A 22,233-nucleotide genomic window follows, 5' to 3' on the forward strand; every position below is an offset into this window, starting at 1 on the left:
ATGGAGCTTCCCGTCAGGGGTGATACCGGGATAACCCCGATACCGTCAGTGTGCCTGCACGGGCGGCCCCTGCCTATGGGCCAGAAGTACGCGAACAGACGGTTTTTCCCGCCCAGAGGGTCGGGGAAAGACCGGAAGGGCGGTCAGCCCCGGGGCTGGCGGCGGCGGATGTCGTCGACAAGGCGGGCCCAGAGGGTTTCCGGGCTGTCGGCATAGGTGGCGGACCAGGCCGTCCGCAGGCTGTGGTGCTGGCGCAGGGCCGCCAGCAGGGCGCTGAAGGCTTCCGGGTCAGTGTCATGCAGATACTGCACAAACATCCCGGACTGCCGGTAGTACTGGTACCAGTTGTTGTCCGGGGCTGCCGGTGTCTGGGTCAGGAAGGCCCACAGCCCTGAATCGAGGGGCGTTTCAATCATGCTGCCGGACAGGATGGCCTGTTCCGCCGCCTCGACGCTGGCCTTTTCCGCTCCGCCGCCGTCGGAGACCCAGACGCCCATCCCTTCCTCAAACCAGCGTGGCTGGAACAGGATGCCCTGCGCATACCAGTAATAGTGCGACAGCTCATGCGTCAGCAGCTTCACCGCGTCGCGCTCGCCTTTCAGGATCAGGGCGCCGTTGATGGTGATCCGGCGGTCCTTCAGGGTTTCCGCCGCCGAGGCCGGGATGGCGGCGTAATGGCCGTAGCAGGCCGTGGTGGCGCAGACGACCAGTGTCGGCGGGTGGTCAATCCGGCTGCCGTGGGTTGCCTCGACCCGGTGCAGGGAGTCCGGCAGCGCCGCTTCGAGGGTGGCGGCAATGCCTTCCGCCCCGGCTTCGGCGTAAATCGGCACGGTGGCAGACACCCGGGGCAGGGCGGCGGGGTCGCGGTAGTAGACATATCCGGCCCGGGCAAGGGTGCAGCCCTGAAGGCACAGCACCAGTCCGGCAAGGGGAAGGAGGCGGAACAGGAACTGTCGTCGGGGCATCGGCAGGCTCACGGCAGGCGGCGGAGAGAAAGACGGGGACAGTGTCCTGATTTTCCCACAAAAAGACATCCACCCGGAGGGGGACCCACACAAAAAAACACCCGCCGGAAGGGCGGGTGTCGGAAGCATCAGGCGGTGTAGGCAATCTTTTCGCCGGTGCGCTGTTCGTCCGGGCTGCACAGGGCGATCAGCGGATCGCCATGCACGGCGGGGGCGGGCACCGTCTCCGGGTTTTCGCCGGGGAAGGCCTGTTCGCGCAGCCGGGTGCGGGTCGGGCCGGGGTTGTACAGGTTGACGCGCAGGGCGGTCTTGGCGGTTTCCGCCGCCCACGTCTTCACCAGCGTTTCCAGCGCCGCCTGCGATGCGGCATAGCCGCCCCAGTACGGGGTCAGGGTCTCCGGGCAGTCGCTGGTCAGGAACACCGCCCGCCCGGCATCGGACAGCCGCAGCAGCGGATCGCAGTAGCGGATCAGGTCCCAGTTCATGCGGACATTGGTGTTGAACACGTCATCAAAGGTCTTGGCCTTGATGTGGCCGATCGGCCCCAGCTGCCCCAGCAGACCGGCGCAGCCGGCCAGAATGTCCAGTTTGCCATAGCGGGTGTACAGGGCGGCGGCAATCTGTTCGACCTTGTCGGTCTTGCGCAGGTCTTCCGCCACCAGTGCCAGCGGCGCGCCCCCGGCGGAGCGGACCTCGTCATCCAGTTCTTCCAGCGCGCCCTGGGTGCGGGCGACGGCGACCACGGTGGCCCCTTCGGCGGCGAAAGCGCGGGCAACCGCCCGGCCGATGCCGCGCGATGCCCCGGTGACGAGGGCAATGCGCCCGTCCAGTCGTTTGCTCACTGTGCGTTACTCCAGTTCAGACGGCCAAAGGGCGCGGCCAAGGTCTCCCCCGCCGCGCCCTTTGCCTTACCGTGGGTCTCAGCCGGTCTTGCGGCGTTCGTTCAGGCGGGTGACCACGCGCATTTCGCTGGGGGTTTCGTTATCCAGCAGGCGGGTGGCGTAATCGCCGGTGAAACAGGCATCGCAGTAGCCGGGGTTGGCATTGTCGCGGCCGGGCAGACCGGCGGCGCGGTACAGGCCATCGACCGAGATAAAGGCCAGACTGTCAACACCCAGCACCCGGGCCATGCCGGGCACATCAAAGCGGGCGGCCAGCAGCTTGTCGCGTTCCGGGGTGTCGATGCCGAAGTAGCACGGGTGGGCGGTCGGCGGAGAGGAGATGCGCAGATGCACTTCCGCCGCCCCGGCCTGCCGGACCATATCGACGATCTTGGTGGAGGTGGTGCCACGGACGATGGAGTCATCGACCAGAATCACCCGCTTGCCTTCCAGATATTTGCGGTTGGCGTTGTGCTTGCGGCGCACGCCGATGTCGCGGGTCTTCTGGGTCGGCTGGATGAAGGTGCGGCCCACGTAGTGGTTACGGATGATCCCCAGCTCGAACGGAATGCCCGAGGCCTGCGCATAGCCGAGCGCCGCCGGAATGCCGGAGTCCGGCACCGGCACCACCACGTCGGCCTCGACACCGGCCTCGCGGGCCAGCTCAGCGCCGATGTTCTTGCGCATCTCGTACACGCTCAGGCCTTCGCACAGCGAGTCCGGGCGGGCGAAGTAGATGTATTCGAACACACAGAACCGGCGGCCCTGCTGCGGGAACGGGTTGAGGGTGCGGATGCCGTCGCGGTTGATCACCACCATCTCGCCCGGCTGCACGTCGCGGACGTATTCGGCGTTGATGATGTCCAGCGCACAGGTTTCCGAGGCAATGATGGTGGCATCGCCATGGCTGCCCAGCACCAGCGGGCGGTAGCCCTGCGGGTCGCGCACGCCGATCAGGGTGTCTTCGGTCATCACCACCAGCGAATAGGCGCCGTCGATCTGCGACAGGGCGTCGATCAGGCGGTCTTCGACGCTGACCTTCTGCGACCGCGCCATCAGCTGGATGATCACCTCGGTGTCGGAGGTGGACTGGAAGATGCAGCCCTGTTCCACCAGCTTGTGGCGCAGGGTCAGGGCGTTGGTCAGGTTGCCGTTGTGGGCCAGCGCGATGCCGCCGAAGGCAAGGTCGGCATACAGCGGCTGCACGTTGCGCAGGGCCGGATCGCCGGAGGTGGAATAGCGCACGTGGCCGATCGCCAGCGAGCCTTCCAGCCGGATGGTGTTCTTTTCCGACTTGAACACGCGGTGGACGTGGCCCAGCCCGCGGTGGGAATGGAACTGTTCGCCGTCACAGGCGACGATGCCCGCCGCTTCCTGCCCGCGGTGCTGGAGGGCATGCAGGCCAAGGGCGGTGTGGGCCGCCGCGTCGGCATCATTGAAAATGCCGAACACGCCGCATTCTTCGCGGGGTTTGTCGTCATCCTGGTCATCGGGAAGACCAAACGGGAGCTGCGGGAAGTGGACCATGGTTGCCTCGGGGCCTCGTGAGCAAATGCGGTCAGTCGCGGGGGGCGGGGGACGGCGCGGGGCGGTTGGGCCGCCCTTCAGGGGACAGTTTTTGTAATATAAGGGTCATCACTGCCGGGCGCACCCGGTGTTTCGGGGGAATGGGGTGCCGGTGCATTCCCCTCGTTCAAGGGTATCCCCCTCAGTCAGGATATTATTGGGTCTTCTGGATGATCTGGTTGATGCCCTGACGGTCTTTATCCGTGTAGCCGGTGCCCGGCTGTGCGTTCTGGGTCTGGGTCTGGGGCTGGGGCTGGCCAGTCTGGGGGCCGGACAGGGTCTGGCCGTTCAGCGACGGGGCGGTGGACGGCGGGCGGGCGGGCTGACCGTTGGCACCGATGCCGTTGGGGCCGATCAGGGTCGGGGTCGGGGCCGCCTGCACATTGGTCTGCGGCAGACCGGCACCGGAGGCCGGAACCACCGGCTGCTGCGGCTGCGGCGCGCCCGGGGCGGGCTGGGCCAGACGGTCATACAGCTGCTTGGCTTCCATCGCCCGCTTGGCCTGTTCCTGCGCATCCTGCGTCATCGAGCGGGCGCGGTTTTCCTCTTCCAGCAGGTCAGACGGCACCAGCGAGCGCAGGATATCGGCCCCGCGTTCCATCATCGGCAGGCCGCGCGACAGCATGATCCAGTCCGGGCGGGCCGAGGCGGGCGGAAACACCCACGACAGCACGATGAAGGCCAGCGCCACCACCACCCCGCCGCGCAGCAGTCCGAACAGGAAGCCGAGCGAGCGGTCCAGCGAGTTGAGACCGGAAGACTGTACCTGCCGGGAAATGGCCGAGGTGACGATCGACAGCACGATCAGCGCCACCAGAAACAGCCCGACCCCGGCGGCGATATCCGCCGCCAGCGGCATGGAAATATGCTCCCGCGCCAGCGGGCGCACCACCGGAAAACCGTAAAGGGCGGCAAAGGCCGCCCCCACCCACGCGCCGATCGACAGCACTTCGTGGACAAACCCGCGCAGGAATGCCAGACCGGCCGAAATCAGCACAATGGCGATGGCCACCAGATCCAGTACGGTCAGCGAAGTCGAGTTCATCAGCGGGTCCGTTTATCCGTTACGTCTGCCTTGCGCTGCCGCCCGGCCCGGATCCGGACCGGGGCCGCAGTGTGCCGGGACAGGCATGTCCCGGTCTTTGAACCGTGTATCGGGACAATACTGCCCCGGTCTTTAAAAGGGGTTTAAAAAGCCGGAGACGGCCCGAAAACCCCTGTCTTCCATCCTGTACGCCCGCGCGGTCAGCCGTCCGACGCGGGGGCCTTTTTCTTTCCACCGGCGGCGGAGCCACCTTTGTCGCCGTCCTTGTTTCCGGTCAGCTCCCCGGTGGGGAACAGGCTGACCAGATCCTGTAGGTGGCCGATTTCCCGCAGGCTCAGGCCTTCCACCGCCGGGGGTTTCCCCTTGCCCTTGGCGCGGCGGGTCGGGCACATCGCTTCGGCAAAGCCCAGCTTGGCGGCTTCCTTCAGGCGGGTTTCCGCCTGCGACACCATGCGGATTTCGCCCGACAGGCCGATTTCGCCGAACACCACCAGATCCGCCGGAACCGGGGTTCCGCAGGCCGAGGAGATCAGCGCCGCCACCACCGCCAGATCGGCGGCGGGTTCGGTGATGCGCAGCCCACCGGCGACGTTCAAATAAACGTCATTGCCACTCAAGGCAAGGCCGCACCGCGCTTCCAGCACCGCCAGCACCATCGACAGCCGTCCGCTGTCCCAGCCGACCACGGCACGGCGCGGGGTTCCGGCGGCGGAAGAGGCGACAAGGGCCTGAATTTCCACCAGAACCGGGCGGGTGCCTTCCATGCCTGCCATCACGCAGCTGCCGGAGATATTGCCCCGCCGTTCCGCCAGAAACAGCGCCGAGGGGTTGGTCACTTCCGACAGGCCGCCGTCGGTCATTTCAAACACGCCGATCTCGTCGGTGGCCCCGAAGCGGTTCTTCACCGCCCGCAGAATGCGGAACTGGTGGCCGCGTTCCCCTTCGAAATAGAGAACGGTATCAACCATATGTTCCATCACCCGTGGCCCGGCCAGCGACCCTTCCTTGGTGACGTGACCGACGAGGAACAGGGCGAAGCCGCGCTTTTTCGCCAGCCGGATCAGCTCGTGCGAGCAGGCGCGCACCTGCGCCACGCTGCCGGGGGCGGAATCGAGACTGTCGAGGTACATGGTCTGGATCGAGTCGATCACCACCACCTGCGGGCCGTTCGGCTCTTCCAGCGTGGCGAGGATATCGCGGACATTGTTGGCCGAGGCCAGTGCCACCGGGGCCTCATCCAGCCCCAGCCGGGCGGCGCGCAGCCGCACCTGATCGACCGCTTCTTCGCCGGAGATATAGGCAACGGACAGGCCGGTGCGGGCCAGTGCGGCGGTGGCCTGCAACAGCAGGGTGGATTTGCCGATGCCGGGGTCGCCGCCGACCAGCAGGGCCGAGGCCGGAACCAGCCCGCCGCCACACACCCGGTCCAGCTCGGCGATGCCGGTCGGCCAGCGCGGCGGGGCCTTGGTCTCGCCCTTTAAGCTGACAAAGCCCAGCTTGCGGCCGCCCTTTCCGGCGGTGACCGCCTTCGGCCCGACATCACCCCGGGCCTCTTCCATCAGGGAATTCCACTCGCCGCAGGCATCGCAGCGCCCGGCCCAGCGGGGATAAACCGCGCCGCAGGACTGACAGACGTACTGGGTGGTCGGTTTGGCCACGGGGCTGGGTGTCTCCGGGGGAACTGGACAGGGGGAGGCAGAACGGGAGCGGGAAAAATCTGGCGTGTTTGTACCCGCCCGGCCAGAGCGGGGCAAGCCCTCCTGTTCCGGCCCGGCTGCCGGTCAGGCGGCAAAGTCCTCCGCTGCGGCGGGCAGGGTGAAGTGGAAGGTGGTGCCGCCGGTCTCGGTGCCGTCAGACTCGGCCCAGATTTTACCGCCGTGGAATTCGACGATCTTCTTGCAGATCGCCAGCCCGATCCCGGAGCTTCCGGCCTTGGTCTCCCGGCCATGCAGGCGCTGGAAGATGCGGAAGATACGGTCAAACTGGTCCGGCGGGATGCCGATGCCGTTATCCCGCACCGAAAACTGGTGGGCATGCCGCCCCGGCTGGCAGGAAACGGTGATTTCCGGCACCCGGTCCGGGCTGCGGTACTGAATGGCGTTGGACAGCAGGTTCTGGAACAGGCGGATCAGCTCCTCCTCGTTGCCCTGCACGCCCGGCAGCGGGGCCTGCACGATGATGCGGGCGCCGCTGTCGGTGACCAGCGGCCCGAGGTCGGTGATGGCCTGCCGCACCGGGGCCGCCATCTCCACCGGGCGCGGCGGGGTGGACAGCCGCCCGACGCGGGAGAATTCCAGCACATCAAGGATCAGGCGGTTCATCCGCTGCGCCCCGTCGCGGGCATAGCCGAAGAATTCGGCAAGCTCAGGGTCCATGCCGGGGCCAAGGCGGCGTTCGATCAGGTTGAGGTAGCTGGAGATCATCCGCAGCGGTTCGCGCAGGTCATGGCTGGCGATATAGGCGAACTGTTCCAGTTCGGCATTCGACCGTTCAAGGTTTTCCAGCAGCTGCCGCTGTTCGGTGATGTCGAACCCGGCACCGATGTATCCGGCAAAGGTGCCGTCCATATCGGTGAAGGGGTGGGCGATGCAGCGCAGCCAGCGGTATTCGCCATCGGCGCGGCGCAGGCGGAATTCCACGGTGAACGGCAGCTTGCGGGCCAGATGGCTGCCCAGCGTATCGCGCACCAGTGCCAGATCATCATCATGGATGCCGCCCAGCCAGCCGCCGTTCTGTTCCTGCTCCAGCGTGCGGCCGGTAAAATCCAGCCAGGTCTGGTTGAAGTAACGCGGCAGCCCGTCGGAGACCGAACGCCACACCAGCGACGGAAAGGTTTCCAGCAGCCGCAGGTAATGGTCGCGCGATTGCAGGATCAGCTCTTCCGCCTGTTTCAGGCGGGTGATGTCCTGCAAGGTACAGACCCCGGAGACCGCGACGCCGTTGCCATCAAACAGCAGTTCGCCGTGCTGGCGGACCCAGCGCTGGCCGCAGGGGGTGACGATGCGGTGGATCAGGTCCACCGCCGTGCCATCGCTGGCCCGTTCATAGGCGGCGCGCACATCCAGCCGGTCATCGGGGTGGATGTAGTCCGCCAGCTGCTCCTGCGTCATCCGGGTGCCGGGTTTCAGGTCCAGCAGGGAATACATCTGGTCTGACAGCAGGATCGCCGATCCGTCGGGGGTGGGCCGCCAGCTGCCGATGCGGGCCAGCTTCTGGGCCCGGCTGAGTTCGCTTTCGGTCTCGCGCAGGCGGATTTCGGCGCGGCTGCGGCTGATCTCGCGGGTGATCGCCTGCCGGGTGATGAACAGGATCAGTGCCGTCAGCAGGCCGGAGATGGTCACCACCACCGCCAGCTGACGGAACCACGGGCGCAGCACCTCGCGCAGCGGCAGCGACACGGTGATGTCCACCCCATAGGGCTGGGTGCGGCGCAGGGCGAAGATCCGCGCCTCGCCATCGGCCCCGCTGGGGGCATCCAGCACCGCTTCCCGCGCTCCGCTGGCGATGAATTCCTTCAGGGCCGGGCTCAGGCGCTTTTCTCCCACCGGGTTTTCCGGCGGATCGGGAAAGCGGGCCAGCAGATCGTGATTGGTGTTGGACAGGGCCACCCGTTCCGAGCCGGATTCGGTGAGAGAACTGCGGAGGATTTCGGTCAGCATCGTCTGCGGCAGCGAGGCGGTGACGGCAAAGTCCAGCTGGTTCTCGGTGCGCCAGAACCCCTTGGAGGCGACAAAGATATAGCCGCCGAGGGGGGAGCGGATCACCTCGCCGATCACCAGCGTATCACGGGCCGGATGGTCGGCGATGGCGCGGAAGTAATAACGGTGGCTGACATCCTGCCCGATCAGCCCGGCACTGGTGGCGCGGACGATTTTACCGCTGCGGTTGACCACCGTCAGGTTCTGCGGTTTGCCGCGCAGGATGGCGTCCTGCTCCAGCTGCCCGCGCAGCGAGGTCAGGACTGATTCTTCCGGCAGGTGGGCGCGGGGGGTGGTTTCCGCCGGGCGGGCCGGGGGGCTGACGGCGGTGGGGGTTTCGGGGAAGCGTTCGGCCAGCGCCAGATCGTCGATGAACAGTTCGGTCTGGCGCAGCACCTGCACCAGACGGGTCTCGATGATGCGGGCCGAGGCCATGATCCGCGTTTCGGCGGCGCGGCGGATGATGAAATAGTTGTTGATGCCGTCAAGAACGGCCAGAATCCACAGCGTCGCCAGACAGACGAGTGCTGTCAGGATAATAGGTCTGGTCTGGCTGCCCTGCACCGGTCCCGGTTCCTTGTCCGGCTGCGTTCTTTGCAGTCAGCCGGATGCCACCCCCGGACGATAGCGGGTCCGGGGGCGGGAACTCAAGAGCGCAGATGCAAAAACGGATCCAATTGTTGGGCAGGCCCCGGGAGTGGGCTGAAAAACGGGCAGGATCTCAGCCTTTTGCCGGAGGGGCCGGGCTTCTTCCGACCGCACGGTGTACGACCCGCCCCGGGAGAGGCCCGGCCAACGGTGTCAGCCCATCCTGTCAGATCGCCTTGGAATGCCGCAGTTCCCCGGTGCGCAGGTATTGGTCAAAGCGGGCGGCGGCGGCGCGGACCAGCGGGCGGCCGTCTTCGGTGATGCGCAGGGTGAAGCCGTCACGCACCAGCACGCCGTCAGCCTCCAGATCGCTCATTCCGTCCAGTTCGGCGGCGAAGTGGTCCTCCGGGCGGCCATGGGCGCGGGCCATGGCGGCAAGGTCGATTTCCAGATCGCACATCAGGCGCTCGATCACCTCGCGGCGCAGGCGGTCCTCGTCGCTGATGGCGATGCCGCGCTTGGTCGGCAACACGCCGTCCAGCACCATCCGCTTCCAGGCGTGCAGCTCGCCTTCATTGGCGACATAGCCCTGCGGCAGCGAACCGATGCCCGAGGCCCCGAGGCCGATCAGCACTTCCGCCGCATCGGTGGTGTAGCCCTGAAAATTACGGTGCAGTTGCTTGTTGGTCAGGGCCAGCGCCATTTCGTCATCGGCCAGCGCGAAGTGGTCGAGGCCGACGGAGATATAGCCGTGATCCTGAAGGCGCTTCTGGGCGGTTTCGTACTGCACCCAGCGTTCTTCCAGCCCCGGCAGCGCCTCTTCCGGGATCAGGGTCTGGTGCTTGCGCATCCACGGCACATGGGCATAGCCGAACAGGCTGATGCGGCGCGGCTTCAGGGTCAGCGACTGGTCGATGGTCTCGACGATGGTGTCCACGGTCTGATACGGCAGGCCGTAGATCAGGTCCATGTTGATTTCACTGATGCCGTGTTTGCGCAGCCAGCCGGTGACCTCGGCGACCTCTTCATAGGGCTGGATGCGGTTGACGGCTTCCTGAACCCGGCGGTTGAAGTCCTGCACGCCGATGCTGGCACGGGTGACCCCGGCGGTGGCCATCGCCTGCACATAGGCCTCGTCGGCGGTGCGCGGGTCCAGCTCCACGGCGATTTCGGCACCGTCGGCGATGTCGAAATGGTCCTTCAGGTGGGCGATCAGGCGGGAGAAATCCTCCGCCGACAGGATGGTCGGGCTGCCGCCGCCGAAATGCACATGCCGGGCGGAGAAGCGGCCCGGCAGCTTCGACGCCAGCAGCTCAATCTCCTGCATCAGCACCTCAAGGTACTCCGCCACCGGATCATACCTGCGGGTGATCTTGGTGTGGCAGCCACAGAACCAGCACATTTCGGCGCAATAGGCGATGTGGAGGTACAGCGACAGCGGCGTCGCCGGATCCAGCCCCGCCAGCCAGCCTTCATAAGTGCTGCCCGTCACCGCCGGCGAAAAGTGCGGCGCGGTGGGATAGCTGGTGTAGCGCGGCAGGCGCAGATCGTATTTGGCGACGAGGTCCTGTCTCATCTCTCTCGGTATTCCTTTGCCCGGAGGTTTTTTATCCGATCCCGCCCCGCGTGGGCAGGGGGATCAGGGTATCCGGTTACGGCGCGGCACAGATGCTGCGCACTATGTGGGGGCGGTGGCATCCTGCGCAAGTGTCTTGGCATCCGCCTTGACGCAGATCATACCGGTTCCAGATTTTACCCGCACGCCTTTCCTTTCTTTATGGCCTTGGGCCACTCTTTCCTTTCTTTGTGACCTCCGGCCCGGTTCTTCCTCTGGGCCGGTGCCGGATTTTACCCGCCCCCTTTCCTTTCTCGGGGGCGGGAGTATAGTCGCGGCGAAGAATCCCCCCACGCGCCGCCGGAGGCTCCATGCCGCGTTTTGCCGCCAATCTGTCTATGCTGTTCACCGACCTGCCGTTCCTCGACCGCTTCGCGGCGGCGGCACAGGCCGGGTTCAAGGGCTGCGAGATGCAGTTCCCCTATCTGGAACCGGCGGAAGTGGTGGGCGACAAGGCGGCGATGGCAGGCCTGAAAGTGGCGGCCTTCAACGCCCCGCCGGGCGACTGGGCCAAGGGCGAACGCGGCCTTGCCGCCGTGCCGGGCCGCGAGGATGAGTTTAAGGCCAACCTGGAGCTGGTGGTGAATTACGCCGAGTTCCTCGACTGCACCACCGTCCACATCATGGCCGGGGTGGTGCCGGAAGAGCAGTGGGATGTGGCGCTGGACACCTATCTGAAGAACATCGCCTATGCCGCCGATGAACTGCACGCCGAAGGCCTGCATGTGGTGCTGGAAGCCATCAACCCGGTGGACATGCCGGGCTACTTCCTCAACCGCCCGGATGACGCGGCGCGGGTGATCGAGGAACTGGACCGCCCCAACCTGCACCTGCTGTACGATATCTATCACGCGCAGATGACACAGGGGAACCTGACCGACTTCATCGAAGGCAACTTCGAAAAGATCCGCCACATCCAGATTGCCGGGGCCCCGGGGCGGCACGAGCCGGACCAGCTGGGCGAAATCAATTTCCGTTACCTGTTCGATCTGCTCGACAGCTCCGGCTACGATGGCTGGGTCGGCTGCGAATACAAGCCGCGCATCAACACCACCGCCGGGCTGCGCTGGGCGAAGGAATGGCTTCAGCCGAAGGAAGGCTGAGGCGGCGGAACCGGGGAGGCAGACCGATGCGGACCGGGCGGATGAAGGCGGCGGTGGCGGCACTGGCCGGGCTGCTGCTGACATCCCCGTCCTTCGCTGCGGATCCAGCCCGACCGGTTCAGGTGCCAGTGCAGGTGACAGGCCAGCCCGGCGGCCCGCATCAGATCCTGCTCAACGGGCAGCCGTTCGGCCCGCCGGAGACCGAGGCGTGGAGCCTGTCGGTCGAGGGCGCCTATCCCGCCGGGCAGACTCCTGGCGCACAGGCCCCGAAATGGGTGGTGCTGGCCTATGGCGATGGCGGCAACGCCTGCGATGGCCTGTACCGGGTGCTGGATCTGGCGGCGGTGGTGCCGCTGCTCAGTCCGCCGGTCGGCACCTGCGGGGCCTATACCCTGCTGGCGACCGACCGCCAGCTGATCTTCGATTTTGACACCGAGGTCTGGGTTTACACCACCGCCTCCGGGTTCCAGCCGTTGCCGCCGCAGCCGCCGGAGGAACAGCTTCGGGCCGGGCTGGCCGCCTTTGACCGGGACGAGGATGATGCGGCGCTGCGCCTGCTGTGGCCGCTGCGGTTCTCCCCGCAGCCGGAGGCCGCCTATACGGTCGGCCTGATGGCCCAGTCCGGGCGGGGGATGGCAGCAGATCCGGCACAGGCGCAGGCGCTGTTCACACTGGCGGCGGAGCTGCATTTCGCCCCGGCACTGGTGCGGCTGGGCCAGATCAGCGCCGACCCGGTGGCGGCGGCCCGCTGGTTCCAGCTGGCGGCGGAGCAGGGGGAGGCCACCGGCCAGTATCTGCTGGGCAAAAGCCTGCTGGAAGGCTCCGGCGGGCGGAAGGATCCGGCCGCGGCACTGGCATGGCTGCTGCTGGCGGCGCAGGCCCTGCCGACGCCGGACCTGCGGCAGGCGGCCCAGACCGCCGCCGGACAGGCCGAGGCCGAAACCCCACCGGCACAGGCGGCGGTGATCCGGCGCGATCTGCCGCGCTGGCAGCCAAAAACAGCGCCGCTGTTCACCGGCCCGGCCGACCTGCGCGGCTGGGTCGGCAAACACCCACATGACCGGGTGCGCGGCCATATCCTGCTGGATGTGCCGGACCTGAAAGCCCGCCTGACCGCCGTGCTGGGGACAGAGGCGGTGGCGGCGCTGCGGCCGATGACGGTGGCGGAGCCGGTGGTGGACCAGACCGGCTGGCTGCTGTTTGGCGGCTGCACCCCGCACGCCTGCAACACCGGCCATTTTGCCGCCGTGGTCAATCTGGTGTCCTACGATGTCTGGGCCTGCGCCCGGCTGGAAAACCCGGCGGCGGATACCGACACCCTGCTGTGGGGTGGCCCCGACCGCCCGGCCCAGCCCCGGCCCCAGCCGCCGGAGGAGGATGACCTGTGCGCCATGCCCACCGGTCCGGACGGGCTGAAAGCCTTCCTGAAAGCGGCGGAGGGAGCATAGGGCGGGCGGCTTGCGTTCCTGAGCCGTCTTCCCCCCCCCACACACGACCGCTTCTGTGGGGCTTTGCCCCACGCCCCAGAAGGAGGCGCGGCCTCCTTCACCTCGTTTTGGGGGAAAACCGGCAGCAGTGCAGCCGTTCGGCTGTTTTTTGTTTGCAGGGCAAAGCCCTGCGGAAACAACAGGACTCATCTGCTGATGGGGTTTGCCAATGGCCCCAAGAAAGGGGATCCAAGGGCCAGTGGCCCCCAAGAAAGGGGATCCAAGGGCCAATGGCCCCCAAAAACGGGATCCAAGGGCCAATGGCCCTTGGTGGGTGTGGGCAAAGCCCACGGGGGGTGGGTGTGGGCAAAGCCCACGGGGGTGGGTGTGGGCAAAGCCCACGGGGGCGGATAGTATCGTCGGCCGAGAGCGGTTTCCGACAGTGGATATCAGGCATGCAGGGACTTTACTGGCTGGCTTCCTATCCCCGCTCCGGCAATACGTGGCTGCGGCTGATGCTGGACAGTTATCAGCGCGGGGGCGGGGCGGTGGATATCAATGCCCTGTCGTGGGCCAGTCAGATGTCTGGCCTGATGTACAGCCGGTCCTTTGCCGATGATGTGCTGGGGGTGTCGACGGGGGACCTGACCCCGGCGGAGGTTCTGGCCCTGCGCCCGACGGTGCTGCGGGCGGTGTGTGGGCGCGCGGCGGGGCCGGTGGCGCTGAAAACCCATGACATGCGCTTGAGACTGCCCGGCGGAGACTGGCTGCTTCCGGCGGATGTTACCCTCGGCGGGGTCTGTCTGGTCCGGGATCCCCGTGATGTAGCGCTGTCTCTGGCCCGGCTTCTGGACTGCCCGGTGGAGAGGGCGATTGCGGTGATGGCGGAGCCGGGGCACCGGCGCGGGGCGTCGGTGCGGCGGCAGGGCGGGCAACTGGTGACCCTGCTGGGCAGCTGGAGTGAGCATGTCGCCAGCTGGCTTGATCCGCATCCGTTTGCCGTCGCCGTGATCCGGTATGAAGACATGCGGCGGGATCCTGCCACCGCGCTGGGCACGCTCCTGCCGCATCTGGGGTATCCGGTTGATCCCGGCAGGGTGGCGGCGGCGGTGGCGGAAACGGCGCTGGAGACCCTGCGCCGGCAGGAGGCTGAAAACGGCTTTAGCGAAAATCTCAGCCGGAACCGCTTTTTCGGGGCCGGGGCCGTCGGCGGCTGGCGCTCCGGCCTCACCGCCGTGCAGGCGGATCGCATCTGCCGCGATCACGGGGCGGTCATGCGGCGGCTGGGCTATCTCGATGGCCCGTGACCGGGGCGGCCCTTATCCGTTGCTGCCGGATGCCCAGCGGACAAAACGCCCGATCTGGATGGCGTTGGTGAAGTAAAAGCCGTGCGACAGCCGCATGGTGGCATGGGGGGGGCCGGTTGCGGGCCAGTCCGCCAGCATCTGCCGCATGCGGGGCAGGTCCAGCATATCAGCGAGCAGGGGGGTGTGGCTGAAGGAGTCAAGATCCGCCGCGAACTCGGCAAGCTGCCGGGTCTGGCGGTGGTTCCAGTCCACCCGCTGCTGTCCGGCCAGCGTCTCCCGGGTGATGGAGGCGGGAACCCCCTGCCGTTCCAGCAGCCGCCGGGCCAGACTGCGGGGCCGCCCGTCAAGCAGGAACTGCTGGCGCGGCAGGGCGAGCATGAACTCCAGCAGATCGCGGTCGGCGTAGATATCCCGGATCTCGAGTCCGTGGATCCGCTCCAGCGCATGGGTGTTCGGCAGGGCCATGGCCCGCCGTTTCAGCAGGAAGTGAAGGATCTGTTCCCGCGATCCTCTGCCGCGTTCCTGAAGGGCCTGCTCGGCGTTGTCGGCCAGATACCCGGCAAGGCCGATCCGGTCCAGCCAGCCGGGGCGGAACAGCGGTCCGGCGGTCAGCGGCGGCGGCATCCGCCGCCAGCGGCGCTGACGGTAATACAGGCTGTCCGGCAGAAGCGGGGCGATGACGGTCTGCCGCAGGGTCGGCAAAAAGGCTTTTCCCTGATACCGGGCGCTTTGCCACAGCAGCCGCAGCGCGGTCAGGGGGTGGCCCTCCCGCATCAGGTCGGCACCGCAGAGGTGACCGTCGTAACTGAGGGAGAAGTTACCGCTCTGCCCGGTCAGGGCCACATCGTGCCCGGCCTGCCGCATCCGCCGGTAGGCGATATCCAGCCACCCGATCTGACTGGCAATGATGCAGGGCAGGCCGGTGGCCATGAACAGGTGGGCCGGGGTGGTTTCCAGCGGAGACGGGGCATCGTCGCTGCACAGGGTGACCGACAGGGCGGGCCTCTGCGCCGCCAGATCCTGCATCTTCGGGGTTTCATCGGCGTACCAGCCGGGGGCGGCCTGCACCGCCAGCCCCGGCGGCGGGACGATGGTATAGGCCCGGACCCGGTCGTCCCCGGCCAGCCGGAGGGCCGAGGTCAGGACGGCGGAACTGTCCAGCCCGCCGCTGGCCAGAAAGGCCGGGGCGCGGGCGTGGTGCAGACGGCGGGCGACGGCGCGGTCCAGAAGTTCCTCCGCCGCATCCAGATAGGCACCGTCATCGGCCAGATGCAGGCGGCGTGACAGGTCCGGCTGCCACAGGGCGGTGGTCCGGTGCCCGTCCGGGCTGACGGTCAGCCTGTTGCCGGGGATGACCTGATGGATCTCCCGGTACACGGTGCGCGCCGGGTCCCCGGTCATGGCCGCCAGACGGGCCGTCAGATGCAGGGGATCAAGATCCCGGCAGACATCGGGCAGACGGAGCAGACCGGCTGCGGTTGTTGAGAAGTGGAAGACCCCGCCGCTGCGGCTCCAGTACAGCAGGCGGCTGCCCATCGGGGCCACCGCCAGATGCAGCCTGCGCTGCCCGGGGTTCCAGTACGACAGGGCATAATCCCCGGCCAGATCCCCCAGCCGGTCGAGGCCGTGGCGGGTGATCCAGCGGGCTGTCAGCCGGGCATCCGGCCATGCCGGATCCCCGTCCAGCGCGCGGGCCAGAGCCTCGCGTTCAAACAGGAAGCCGCTGAACAGCGTGATGTGACCCGCCGGACCGCAGTCGGCGGCGCCAGATCCGCCAGATCCCTTAGGCGCAGAGCGTCTGCCGGGGTGCGGCGCCGCCAGAAAACCGGCGTGGAGGCCGGGCAGGGCCACCGCCCCGTCCTGCCGGGAAGACGTGTAGAACCGCTCCCGCAGCCACGGGCTGAGAGGCTCCGCCCCGAAGGAGACCGAGCCTGTCAGGTCAGTCAGGCATCCCATCTGGCCCGGATCCGTGCCGGACGCCTGCCTTACGACAGCGTATAGGTCCCGGAGCCATCATCACCGGCGGAGATGTTTCCTTCGGTCAGATGCTTCACCGCCGAGGTGCTGACGGTGGACAGCGGGGTAACCCATTCCTTTTTGGGACAGGGCACCGGAGCAGAGGGCAGGGACCCGGGAGTGTCTGTTTTGAGATCTGTCATAAGTTTGGCATCCCGATGATTGCTGCGCAGAAAAATAGCTTAATATTTTAGGGGAATTCTTGATAGGGGCTCCCTGCACGCAGTAAACCCCGATTGATCTTTCTGGACCCCGGCGGCGGCCTATCCATCCGGATGCTGTTTCCGGATCAGCCCGGTCACGGCGTCGGCCAGCTCCGGCAGGTCCTCCAGCGTGTCGGTCCGGTCCAGCTGAAAGACCGGGGCTGTCCGGGCCAGTGCCGCCAGCCCCAGCAGCATGCGGGGCTGATATCCAAGGGCGATGCCCAGACGGGGCCGGTGGACCATTTCATGGTTCAGGGCCTCTGCCCCGTGCAGGCGGCGGAGGCCTGCCTGCTCTGCCCGCGTGGTCCGGCTGAGAAGGACGGCGGCCCCCGGTGTCAGGGCCTCGGCGGTGGCCGCGACCGGGATCCTGAATTTCTCCAGCCCGTCCCGGACCGGCAGCAGGCCATCGGTGCGGATGTTCAGGTGGCTGGCACTCTCCTGCCAGAGCTTCAGGTGCGGGGTACAGGGCAGAATCAGCGGCGCATCGGGACGGGAGACGTCCAGCGCGCAAAGGTCGTCGGACAGCAGGGGGTGCCCGCGGGCCACCAGCACGGCGGCCAGCGTTGATTTGCCGATCCCGGACGGGCCGGTCAGCAGCAGGGCCTGTCCGTCCACCTCAACCGCGCTGGCATGCAGTGGCAGAAGCCCCCGGCGGAAACACAGGACGGCGAGGACCGTGCCAAACAGAAACAGCCGGATTTCCGGAGATTCCGGCAACACGCCGGGGGCCGGTTCCACCGTCACCGCACTGCCGCCGTCGACGCGGTAAACCGCCACCCCGGGCATATCAAACCGCAGGGCGGTTTCCGTGAAGGTGATCAGTGGGCCGACCTGCCGCGTATCCCCGTTCAGGGGAGGAACCTGCCCGGTGCGGATCAGGACATCGGCGGGCCGGTCCGGCCCGCTCCAGCAGCGGAGTTCCGGCAGGGGGATCTCTGAGGAGACGCACCATCCGAACAGACTGTACAGGCCGCCGGAAAGGCAGGCCCCCGCAGAAAACGGCTGTAATTGTGTGGGCATGGCAGGGACAGTTCAGCGTTGACGCCTGAGCCATATAGGCTGAATATAAATATATTGGAATAAAAATATTAAATAATGTGAGGTTATGGGGCATGCCCGATAAAATGAATTTCGTTTGTCATGATGCAAATATTGTTTTTACCGACATTGGAGATCAGATGGTTGTCCTAAACGCAAAGGAGGGGAAGTATTACTCCCTTGTGCTGAGTGGACGCGATCTGTGGGAGCGGCTGGCTGAACCGGTTCAGGTGTCGGCCCTGTGTGCGGATCTGGCCGCTGTCTATGCCGCTGATCCTCAGGACATTGAGCGGGAAACTCTGGAGTTTCTGGCCTATCTGCACAGTGCAGGATTGATCCGCGTGTGCTGATCGGAGTTCAGGGGGAGGGCTGTCCTGTCGCCACCCTTTTAAGGCGCTGCCGTGCCGCAGCTAGTCTTTTAGGGCGCTGCCGTGCCGCAGCTAGTCTTTTAAAACGCTGCCGTGCCGCAGCTCATGGGTCTGCCGCAGCAGCCAGTCCCGCATCAGGATGATATTGGCCTGATGCGCCTTCCGTTCCGGGTAGACCGCAAAGTAAGAATCGCCGGAGGCTACCGGCGGGCCGAACGGCAGGTGCAGCAGGCCCTGTTTCAGTTCATTCTCGATAAAGCAGGTCGGCACCACGGCAATGCCCAGCCCGTGGATGGCGGCGTTGATCAGCATGTTGTTGTTGGCAAAGCGGTTGCCCTGAATGGTGCCGGTGTAGCTGTGGCCGATCAGTTGCAGCCAGTGCAGCCACAGGGTGGACCGTCCGGCATTCTGGAGCATCGGGTATTGCCAGAAGGCCCCGGCGGCCTGTGGCTGGTCCGGCGGGATCAGCCCGGGGGAGGCCACCACCGCCAGATATTCGGGAAACAGCTCCACCGCCCGGGCATGCAGCCACGACCCGCCGCCGCGCAGGATCGCCAGATCAAGGCGGGTGGTTTCAAAGTCCGTCTCCGGGGTGGCAATCAGGATTTCCAGCGGGATATCCGGATGGGCACGGATGAAAGATCCCAGCCGGGCAGGCAGCCAGTGCGCCCCCAGCACCGGATGGGTGCCGATCATCAGCGTCGCATCCAGTGTGCGGCCGCGCACCGCGTCGATCGAGATTTCGTGCAGCCGGTCCAGCGCCAGCGCCAGATTGCGGTAATAGGTGGCCCCCACCTCGGTCAGCACCAGCCGGGGGCCGGAGCGGTGGAACAGGGTAACCCCCAGAAAATCCTCAAGGTTCTTGATCTGGCGGCTGATGCCGCTCTGGGTCAGGCCCAGATCATCCGCCGCCTTGGTGAAGTTCATGTAGCGGGCGGCGGCCTCAAAGGCATGCAGGGCAGACAGGGACGGCAGATAGCGGCGCATGGGGGGAGTCCGGTCCGGAAAGTCTCATCATGACTAAAAGTCATGTAACAGAGATTTTTCAATGTTTTAATTTCAGGGGGCAGTCCGGCCACACTGGGGGCACAGCAGGATCAGCCCCCGGACACAGGCCCTGTGCCGGAAAGATCCTCAGGAACATCAGTCTGTTACCGCCGCACCCCCGGCATCTGGGAGGACACTGCGGGCGCGGCGGCCCATACCCCGAAGACCTCACGCAGTCAGGCACAAGAGGATCCATCATGATGAACAGGCGAGAATTTGCCAGCCTTCTCGGGCTGGCGGGCACCGGGGCGGTGGCGGCGGCAACCGCCGGGGCGGCGGTGACGGCGGTTTCGGCCCCGGCGCTGGCGCAGCAGCCGCAGGGCTCAACCTTCGACCGCATCCGCAGCACCAAGAAGCTGAAAGTGGCGGGCATTGTCGGCACCGAGCCCTATTACCACAAGGATATCGCCACCGGGGCGTGGTCCGGCTTCTGCATGAGCATGGCGCAGGATCTGGCCAAGGCGATGGAAGCCGAGCTGGAAATCAGCGAAACCACCTGGGGCAATGCGGTGCTGGATCTTCAGTCCGGCAAGATTGACATCATGTTCGGTCTCAGCCCGACGCCGTCGCGGGCGCTGGTGGTGGAATTCACCCGCCCGATCATGCAGAACACCTTCACCATCATCGCCCGCCCGGGGTTTGAGCCGAAAACGTGGGAAGAGATGAACCGGCCGGAGGTGAAGATTGCCGTTGATATCGGCTCCACCCACGACCTGTTCGCCCGCCGGGTGCTGCCGAAGGCCACCCTGCTGGCCCTGAAGACCCCGGATGAGGCCACGCTGTCGGTGCAGTCCGGCCGGGCCGATGCGGTGATTCAGGTGGCGATGCTGTCGCTGGTGACGGTGAAGAAGAACCGCACTGTCGGCAAGATCGTGATCCCCGGTCCGCAGATCCGGCAGCCGACCTGCGCCGGGGTGCGGGCGGAAGACAGCCCGCGCTTCCGCACCTTTGTCGATAACTGGCTGGAATTCAACCGCTCCTCCGGCGTGGTCACCGGGTGGATCACCTCCAGCCTGGAGCTGGTCGGGGTGGAAAAGCAGGATATCCCGGCGGATCTCCAGTTCTGATTCCGGTTGCGCAGGAAAAGAGGGGCGCGATGACCGCACCGCTGGGCATTATCATGCTCGATACCGCCTTCCCCCGCCCGCCGGGGGATGTCGGCAATGCGGCAAGCTGGCCGTTTCCGGTGCTGTACCGGACGGTCAGCGGCGCCACCGCCCGCATGGTGGTCAACGGGCAGGATGGCCCGCTGCTGGAGGCCTTTGTGGCGGCGGGGGAAGACCTGCGCCGCGCCGGGGCCTGTGCCCTGACCACCTCCTGCGGGTTTCTGGTGCTGCGGCAGCCGGTGCTGGCGGCGCGGCTGGCCTTGCCGGTGGCGACCTCCAGCCTGTTGCAGGTGCCGTGGGTGGCCGCCACGTTGCCACCGGGGCGGCGGGTCGGGGTGATCACCTATGATGCCGGATCGCTGGGTGATGCCCACTTTGCCGCCGCCGGGGTGGCGGTGCGGCCCCCGGTGACCGGCCTGTCACGCGGCGGGGCCTTCCATGGCATGATCGAAGGCGGCCAGCCTTACGACCGCGCCGCGCTGGCGGCGGAACTGCTGGCTGCGGCGCAGGGGCTGATCCGCTCCGCCCCCGATATCGGGGCGCTGGTGCTGGAATGCACCAATCTGCCGCCGTTTTCGGCGCTGCTGACGGCGGCCACCGGCCTGCCGGTTTACGATATTCTGACTCTGGGCCGCTGGCTGCACGCGGCGGCGGCTCCCCCCGTCCGCTCCGGCGCGGGGGTTGAAGGGAACTGACATGCAGTATCAATGGGATTTCGGATTTCTGTTGCAGTACAAGGCGCTGATCGGCGTCGGCGTGCTGTACACCATCGGGTTCACCATCGCCACGGCGGTGTCGGGGCTGGTGGTGGGCTGTCTGGTGGCCCTGCTGCGGCTGTCGCACCTGCGCGCCGCCACATGGGTGGTCACCGCCTTCATCGAGGTGTTCCGCTGTACGCCGGTGCTGGTGCAGCTGGTGTGGTGCTACTACGCCCTGCCGATGCTGACCGGGCTGGAGCTGACCCCGGCGACGGCGGCGTTCCTGACCCTGACCCTGTACGGGGCCTCGTTCTACGGCGAGATCATCCGTGGCGGGATCATTTCCGTCGATCTCGGGCAGTGGGATGCCGGGCGGGCGCTGGGCATGCGGCGGTCGCAGCTGATGCGCCGGGTGGTGCTGCCGCAGGCGCTGCGGCGGATGGTGCCGCCGCTGGTCAACCAGACGGTGCTGCAACTGAAGAACACCTCGCTGCTGTCGGTGCTGGCGGTGCCGGACCTGCTGTATCAGGGCCAGCTGATCACCTCGGCCAGTTACCGGCCGCTGGAAACCTACACCATGATTGCGGTGATCTACTTCGCCATCCTGTTCCCGCTGACGCGGCTGGCCCACCGGCTGGAAGCCCGCCCGGGGCATTGACGGCAGCCGGTGATCTCACCGGTGACTCTTCGGTGACCCACCGGTGCCCCACCAACTTTCTGCCCGGCGCGGGATGCGCCGGGCCTGACCGGAAGGCTTTACCCCCATGTCCAACACCCGGATGATCGAGCTGATCGGGGTGCAGAAATCCTTCGGCACCCTTCAGGTTCTTAAAGATATTTCCCTGACCGTTGATAAGGGGGCGGTGGTCGCCCTGATCGGCCCCAGCGGATCGGGGAAATCCACCCTGCTGCGCAGCATCAACCTGCTGACGGTGCCCAACAGCGGCTATATCCGCGTCGGCGACCATGCCATGGATTTCTCCAGCACCCAGACCCTGCCGCGTGACCGCGATCTGGCGGCGTTCCGTGCCCGCACCGGCATGGTGTTTCAGGGGTTCAACCTGTTTCCGCATATGACGGTGGAGCAGAACGTGATGGAAGGCCCGGTGACGGTGCTGGGCACCCCGAAGGCCGAAGCGCGGGAACTGGCGCTGGCCCTGCTGGCCAAGGTCGGGCTGGCCGACAAGGCGGGCATGCGCCCGGACAGCCTCTCCGGTGGCCAGAAGCAGCGGGTGGCGATTGCCCGGGCGCTGGCGATGAAACCCGACGTGATGCTGTTTGACGAAGCGACCTCCGCCCTCGACCCCGAACTGGTGGGCGAGGTGCTGGCGGTGATCCGTTCGCTGGCGGCGGAGGGTATGACCATGCTGCTGGTCACGCATGAAATGGCCTTCGCCCGCGATGTCGCCGACCGGGTGGTGTTCATGCGCGATGGCTGCGTGGTGGAAGAGGGCGACGCCCGGCAGGTGATTGAACAGCCGTCGCATCCGGCGACGCAGGCGTTCCTCAGTCATTTTCATAACGGTCTGGCCTGATCCGGCCTTATCGGAACAGACTGTTTC

The 22,233-nt window shown here is 66.6% G+C and carries 19 protein-coding genes; 8 read left to right on the forward strand and 11 right to left on the reverse strand.

The window, feature by feature from the left end; all coding sequences use genetic code 11:
* Positions 1 to 143: 143 nt before the first annotated feature.
* The 7 genes from FHS48_RS12225 to hemN form a co-directional block, all read right to left on the reverse strand.
* A complete protein-coding gene (locus FHS48_RS12225; RefSeq protein WP_184263853.1) occupies positions 144 to 965 on the reverse strand; it encodes a hypothetical protein in 822 nt (273 codons plus the stop codon).
* A 128-nt stretch (positions 966 to 1,093) separates the two neighbouring features.
* Positions 1,094 to 1,807: an SDR family NAD(P)-dependent oxidoreductase gene (locus FHS48_RS12230; RefSeq protein ID WP_184263854.1), complete on the reverse strand. Its 714-nt coding sequence runs from the start codon at positions 1,805 to 1,807 to the stop codon at positions 1,094 to 1,096.
* A gap of 78 nt (positions 1,808 to 1,885) precedes the next feature.
* Entirely contained in the window at positions 1,886 to 3,373 is a 1,488-nt protein-coding gene (purF, locus tag FHS48_RS12235) for an amidophosphoribosyltransferase (protein WP_184263855.1), read from the reverse strand.
* A gap of 193 nt (positions 3,374 to 3,566) precedes the next feature.
* Positions 3,567 to 4,457, reverse strand: a complete 891-nt coding sequence (locus FHS48_RS12240; protein WP_184263856.1) for a CvpA family protein — start codon at positions 4,455 to 4,457, stop codon at positions 3,567 to 3,569.
* A 200-nt stretch (positions 4,458 to 4,657) separates the two neighbouring features.
* On the reverse strand, positions 4,658 to 6,115 hold the full coding sequence (radA, locus tag FHS48_RS12245; protein ID WP_184263857.1) for a DNA repair protein RadA: 1,458 nt from the start codon (positions 6,113 to 6,115) through the stop codon (positions 4,658 to 4,660).
* Positions 6,116 to 6,238: 123 nt separating this feature from the next.
* A complete protein-coding gene (locus tag FHS48_RS12250) occupies positions 6,239 to 8,719 on the reverse strand; it encodes an ATP-binding protein (protein ID WP_184263858.1) in 2,481 nt (826 codons plus the stop codon).
* A gap of 250 nt (positions 8,720 to 8,969) precedes the next feature.
* Positions 8,970 to 10,319: an oxygen-independent coproporphyrinogen III oxidase gene (gene hemN / locus FHS48_RS12255; RefSeq protein WP_184263859.1), complete on the reverse strand. Its 1,350-nt coding sequence runs from the start codon at positions 10,317 to 10,319 to the stop codon at positions 8,970 to 8,972.
* A gap of 350 nt (positions 10,320 to 10,669) precedes the next feature.
* Here hemN and otnI point away from each other — a divergent pair, with 350 nt between their 5' ends.
* From otnI to FHS48_RS12270, 3 genes are all read left to right on the forward strand, one after another.
* On the forward strand, positions 10,670 to 11,461 hold the full coding sequence (gene otnI, locus FHS48_RS12260) for a 2-oxo-tetronate isomerase (protein WP_184263860.1): 792 nt from the start codon (positions 10,670 to 10,672) through the stop codon (positions 11,459 to 11,461).
* A 26-nt stretch (positions 11,462 to 11,487) separates the two neighbouring features.
* Positions 11,488 to 12,909, forward strand: a complete 1,422-nt coding sequence (locus FHS48_RS12265; protein ID WP_184263861.1) for a tetratricopeptide repeat protein — start codon at positions 11,488 to 11,490, stop codon at positions 12,907 to 12,909.
* A 434-nt stretch (positions 12,910 to 13,343) separates the two neighbouring features.
* On the forward strand, positions 13,344 to 14,195 hold the full coding sequence (locus FHS48_RS12270) for a sulfotransferase domain-containing protein (RefSeq protein WP_184263862.1): 852 nt from the start codon (positions 13,344 to 13,346) through the stop codon (positions 14,193 to 14,195).
* A 12-nt stretch (positions 14,196 to 14,207) separates the two neighbouring features.
* Here the strand turns inward: FHS48_RS12270 and FHS48_RS12275 are convergent, their stop codons facing one another.
* From FHS48_RS12275 to FHS48_RS12285, 3 genes are all read right to left on the reverse strand, one after another.
* The gene (locus FHS48_RS12275) at positions 14,208 to 16,151 is read right to left on the reverse strand and encodes an asparagine synthase-related protein (RefSeq protein ID WP_260402459.1); all 1,944 of its coding nucleotides are present in this window, start codon (positions 16,149 to 16,151) and stop codon (positions 14,208 to 14,210) included.
* Positions 16,152 to 16,180: 29 nt separating this feature from the next.
* A complete protein-coding gene (locus FHS48_RS12280) occupies positions 16,181 to 16,354 on the reverse strand; it encodes a hypothetical protein (RefSeq protein ID WP_184263863.1) in 174 nt (57 codons plus the stop codon).
* Positions 16,355 to 16,474: 120 nt separating this feature from the next.
* Positions 16,475 to 17,434: a phosphoenolpyruvate carboxykinase (ATP) gene (locus FHS48_RS12285; RefSeq protein WP_184263864.1), complete on the reverse strand. Its 960-nt coding sequence runs from the start codon at positions 17,432 to 17,434 to the stop codon at positions 16,475 to 16,477.
* Positions 17,435 to 17,592: 158 nt separating this feature from the next.
* On the opposite strand from FHS48_RS12285, the gene FHS48_RS12290 reads away from it, so the two are divergent.
* Positions 17,593 to 17,802: a PqqD family protein gene (locus FHS48_RS12290; RefSeq protein WP_184263865.1), complete on the forward strand. Its 210-nt coding sequence runs from the start codon at positions 17,593 to 17,595 to the stop codon at positions 17,800 to 17,802.
* A 90-nt stretch (positions 17,803 to 17,892) separates the two neighbouring features.
* Here the strand turns inward: FHS48_RS12290 and FHS48_RS12295 are convergent, their stop codons facing one another.
* A complete protein-coding gene (locus FHS48_RS12295; RefSeq protein WP_184263866.1) occupies positions 17,893 to 18,807 on the reverse strand; it encodes a LysR substrate-binding domain-containing protein in 915 nt (304 codons plus the stop codon).
* Positions 18,808 to 19,064: 257 nt separating this feature from the next.
* Between FHS48_RS12295 and FHS48_RS12300 the strand changes: the two genes are divergently transcribed.
* The 4 genes from FHS48_RS12300 (at position 19,065) to FHS48_RS12315 (ending at position 22,206) form a co-directional block, all read left to right on the forward strand.
* Positions 19,065 to 19,934, forward strand: a complete 870-nt coding sequence (locus tag FHS48_RS12300) for a transporter substrate-binding domain-containing protein (RefSeq protein ID WP_184263867.1) — start codon at positions 19,065 to 19,067, stop codon at positions 19,932 to 19,934.
* Positions 19,865 to 20,668, forward strand: a complete 804-nt coding sequence (locus tag FHS48_RS12305; RefSeq protein WP_311769133.1) for an aspartate/glutamate racemase family protein — start codon at positions 19,865 to 19,867, stop codon at positions 20,666 to 20,668. The genes FHS48_RS12300 and FHS48_RS12305 overlap by 70 nt, the downstream gene beginning before the upstream one ends.
* Position 20,669: 1 nt before the next feature.
* On the forward strand, positions 20,670 to 21,329 hold the full coding sequence (locus FHS48_RS12310; RefSeq protein WP_184263869.1) for an amino acid ABC transporter permease: 660 nt from the start codon (positions 20,670 to 20,672) through the stop codon (positions 21,327 to 21,329).
* 106 nt (positions 21,330 to 21,435) lie between these two features.
* Complete coding sequence (locus FHS48_RS12315) at positions 21,436 to 22,206, forward strand: amino acid ABC transporter ATP-binding protein (RefSeq protein WP_311769134.1); 771 nt, start codon at positions 21,436 to 21,438, stop codon at positions 22,204 to 22,206.
* The last annotated feature ends 27 nt before the right edge of the window (positions 22,207 to 22,233 follow it).

Origin of the sequence: Novispirillum itersonii (genome assembly GCF_014205675.1) — a bacterium.
GTDB classification, from domain to species: domain Bacteria; phylum Pseudomonadota; class Alphaproteobacteria; order Rhodospirillales; family Rhodospirillaceae; genus Novispirillum; species Novispirillum itersonii_A.

Bases quoted from the DNA above. Each gene is read 5' to 3' on its own strand.
- FHS48_RS12225 (WP_184263853.1), bottom strand. From the start codon at position 965: ATGCCCCGACGACAGTTCCTGTTCCGCCTCCTTCCCCTTGCCGGACTG.
- purF (WP_184263855.1), bottom strand. From the start codon at position 3,373: ATGGTCCACTTCCCGCAGCTCCCGTTTGGTCTTCCCGATGACCAGGAT.
- FHS48_RS12240 (WP_184263856.1), bottom strand. From the start codon at position 4,457: ATGAACTCGACTTCGCTGACCGTACTGGATCTGGTGGCCATCGCCATT.
- hemN (WP_184263859.1), bottom strand. From the start codon at position 10,319: ATGAGACAGGACCTCGTCGCCAAATACGATCTGCGCCTGCCGCGCTAC.
- otnI (WP_184263860.1), top strand. From the start codon at position 10,670: ATGCCGCGTTTTGCCGCCAATCTGTCTATGCTGTTCACCGACCTGCCG.
- FHS48_RS12265 (WP_184263861.1), top strand. From the start codon at position 11,488: ATGCGGACCGGGCGGATGAAGGCGGCGGTGGCGGCACTGGCCGGGCTG.
- FHS48_RS12270 (WP_184263862.1), top strand. From the start codon at position 13,344: ATGCAGGGACTTTACTGGCTGGCTTCCTATCCCCGCTCCGGCAATACG.
- FHS48_RS12275 (WP_260402459.1), bottom strand. From the start codon at position 16,151: ATGGGATGCCTGACTGACCTGACAGGCTCGGTCTCCTTCGGGGCGGAG.
- FHS48_RS12280 (WP_184263863.1), bottom strand. From the start codon at position 16,354: ATGACAGATCTCAAAACAGACACTCCCGGGTCCCTGCCCTCTGCTCCG.
- FHS48_RS12285 (WP_184263864.1), bottom strand. From the start codon at position 17,434: ATGCCCACACAATTACAGCCGTTTTCTGCGGGGGCCTGCCTTTCCGGC.
- FHS48_RS12290 (WP_184263865.1), top strand. From the start codon at position 17,593: ATGGTTGTCCTAAACGCAAAGGAGGGGAAGTATTACTCCCTTGTGCTG.
- FHS48_RS12295 (WP_184263866.1), bottom strand. From the start codon at position 18,807: ATGCGCCGCTATCTGCCGTCCCTGTCTGCCCTGCATGCCTTTGAGGCC.
- FHS48_RS12300 (WP_184263867.1), top strand. From the start codon at position 19,065: ATGATGAACAGGCGAGAATTTGCCAGCCTTCTCGGGCTGGCGGGCACC.
- FHS48_RS12310 (WP_184263869.1), top strand. From the start codon at position 20,670: ATGCAGTATCAATGGGATTTCGGATTTCTGTTGCAGTACAAGGCGCTG.
- FHS48_RS12315 (WP_311769134.1), top strand. From the start codon at position 21,436: ATGTCCAACACCCGGATGATCGAGCTGATCGGGGTGCAGAAATCCTTC.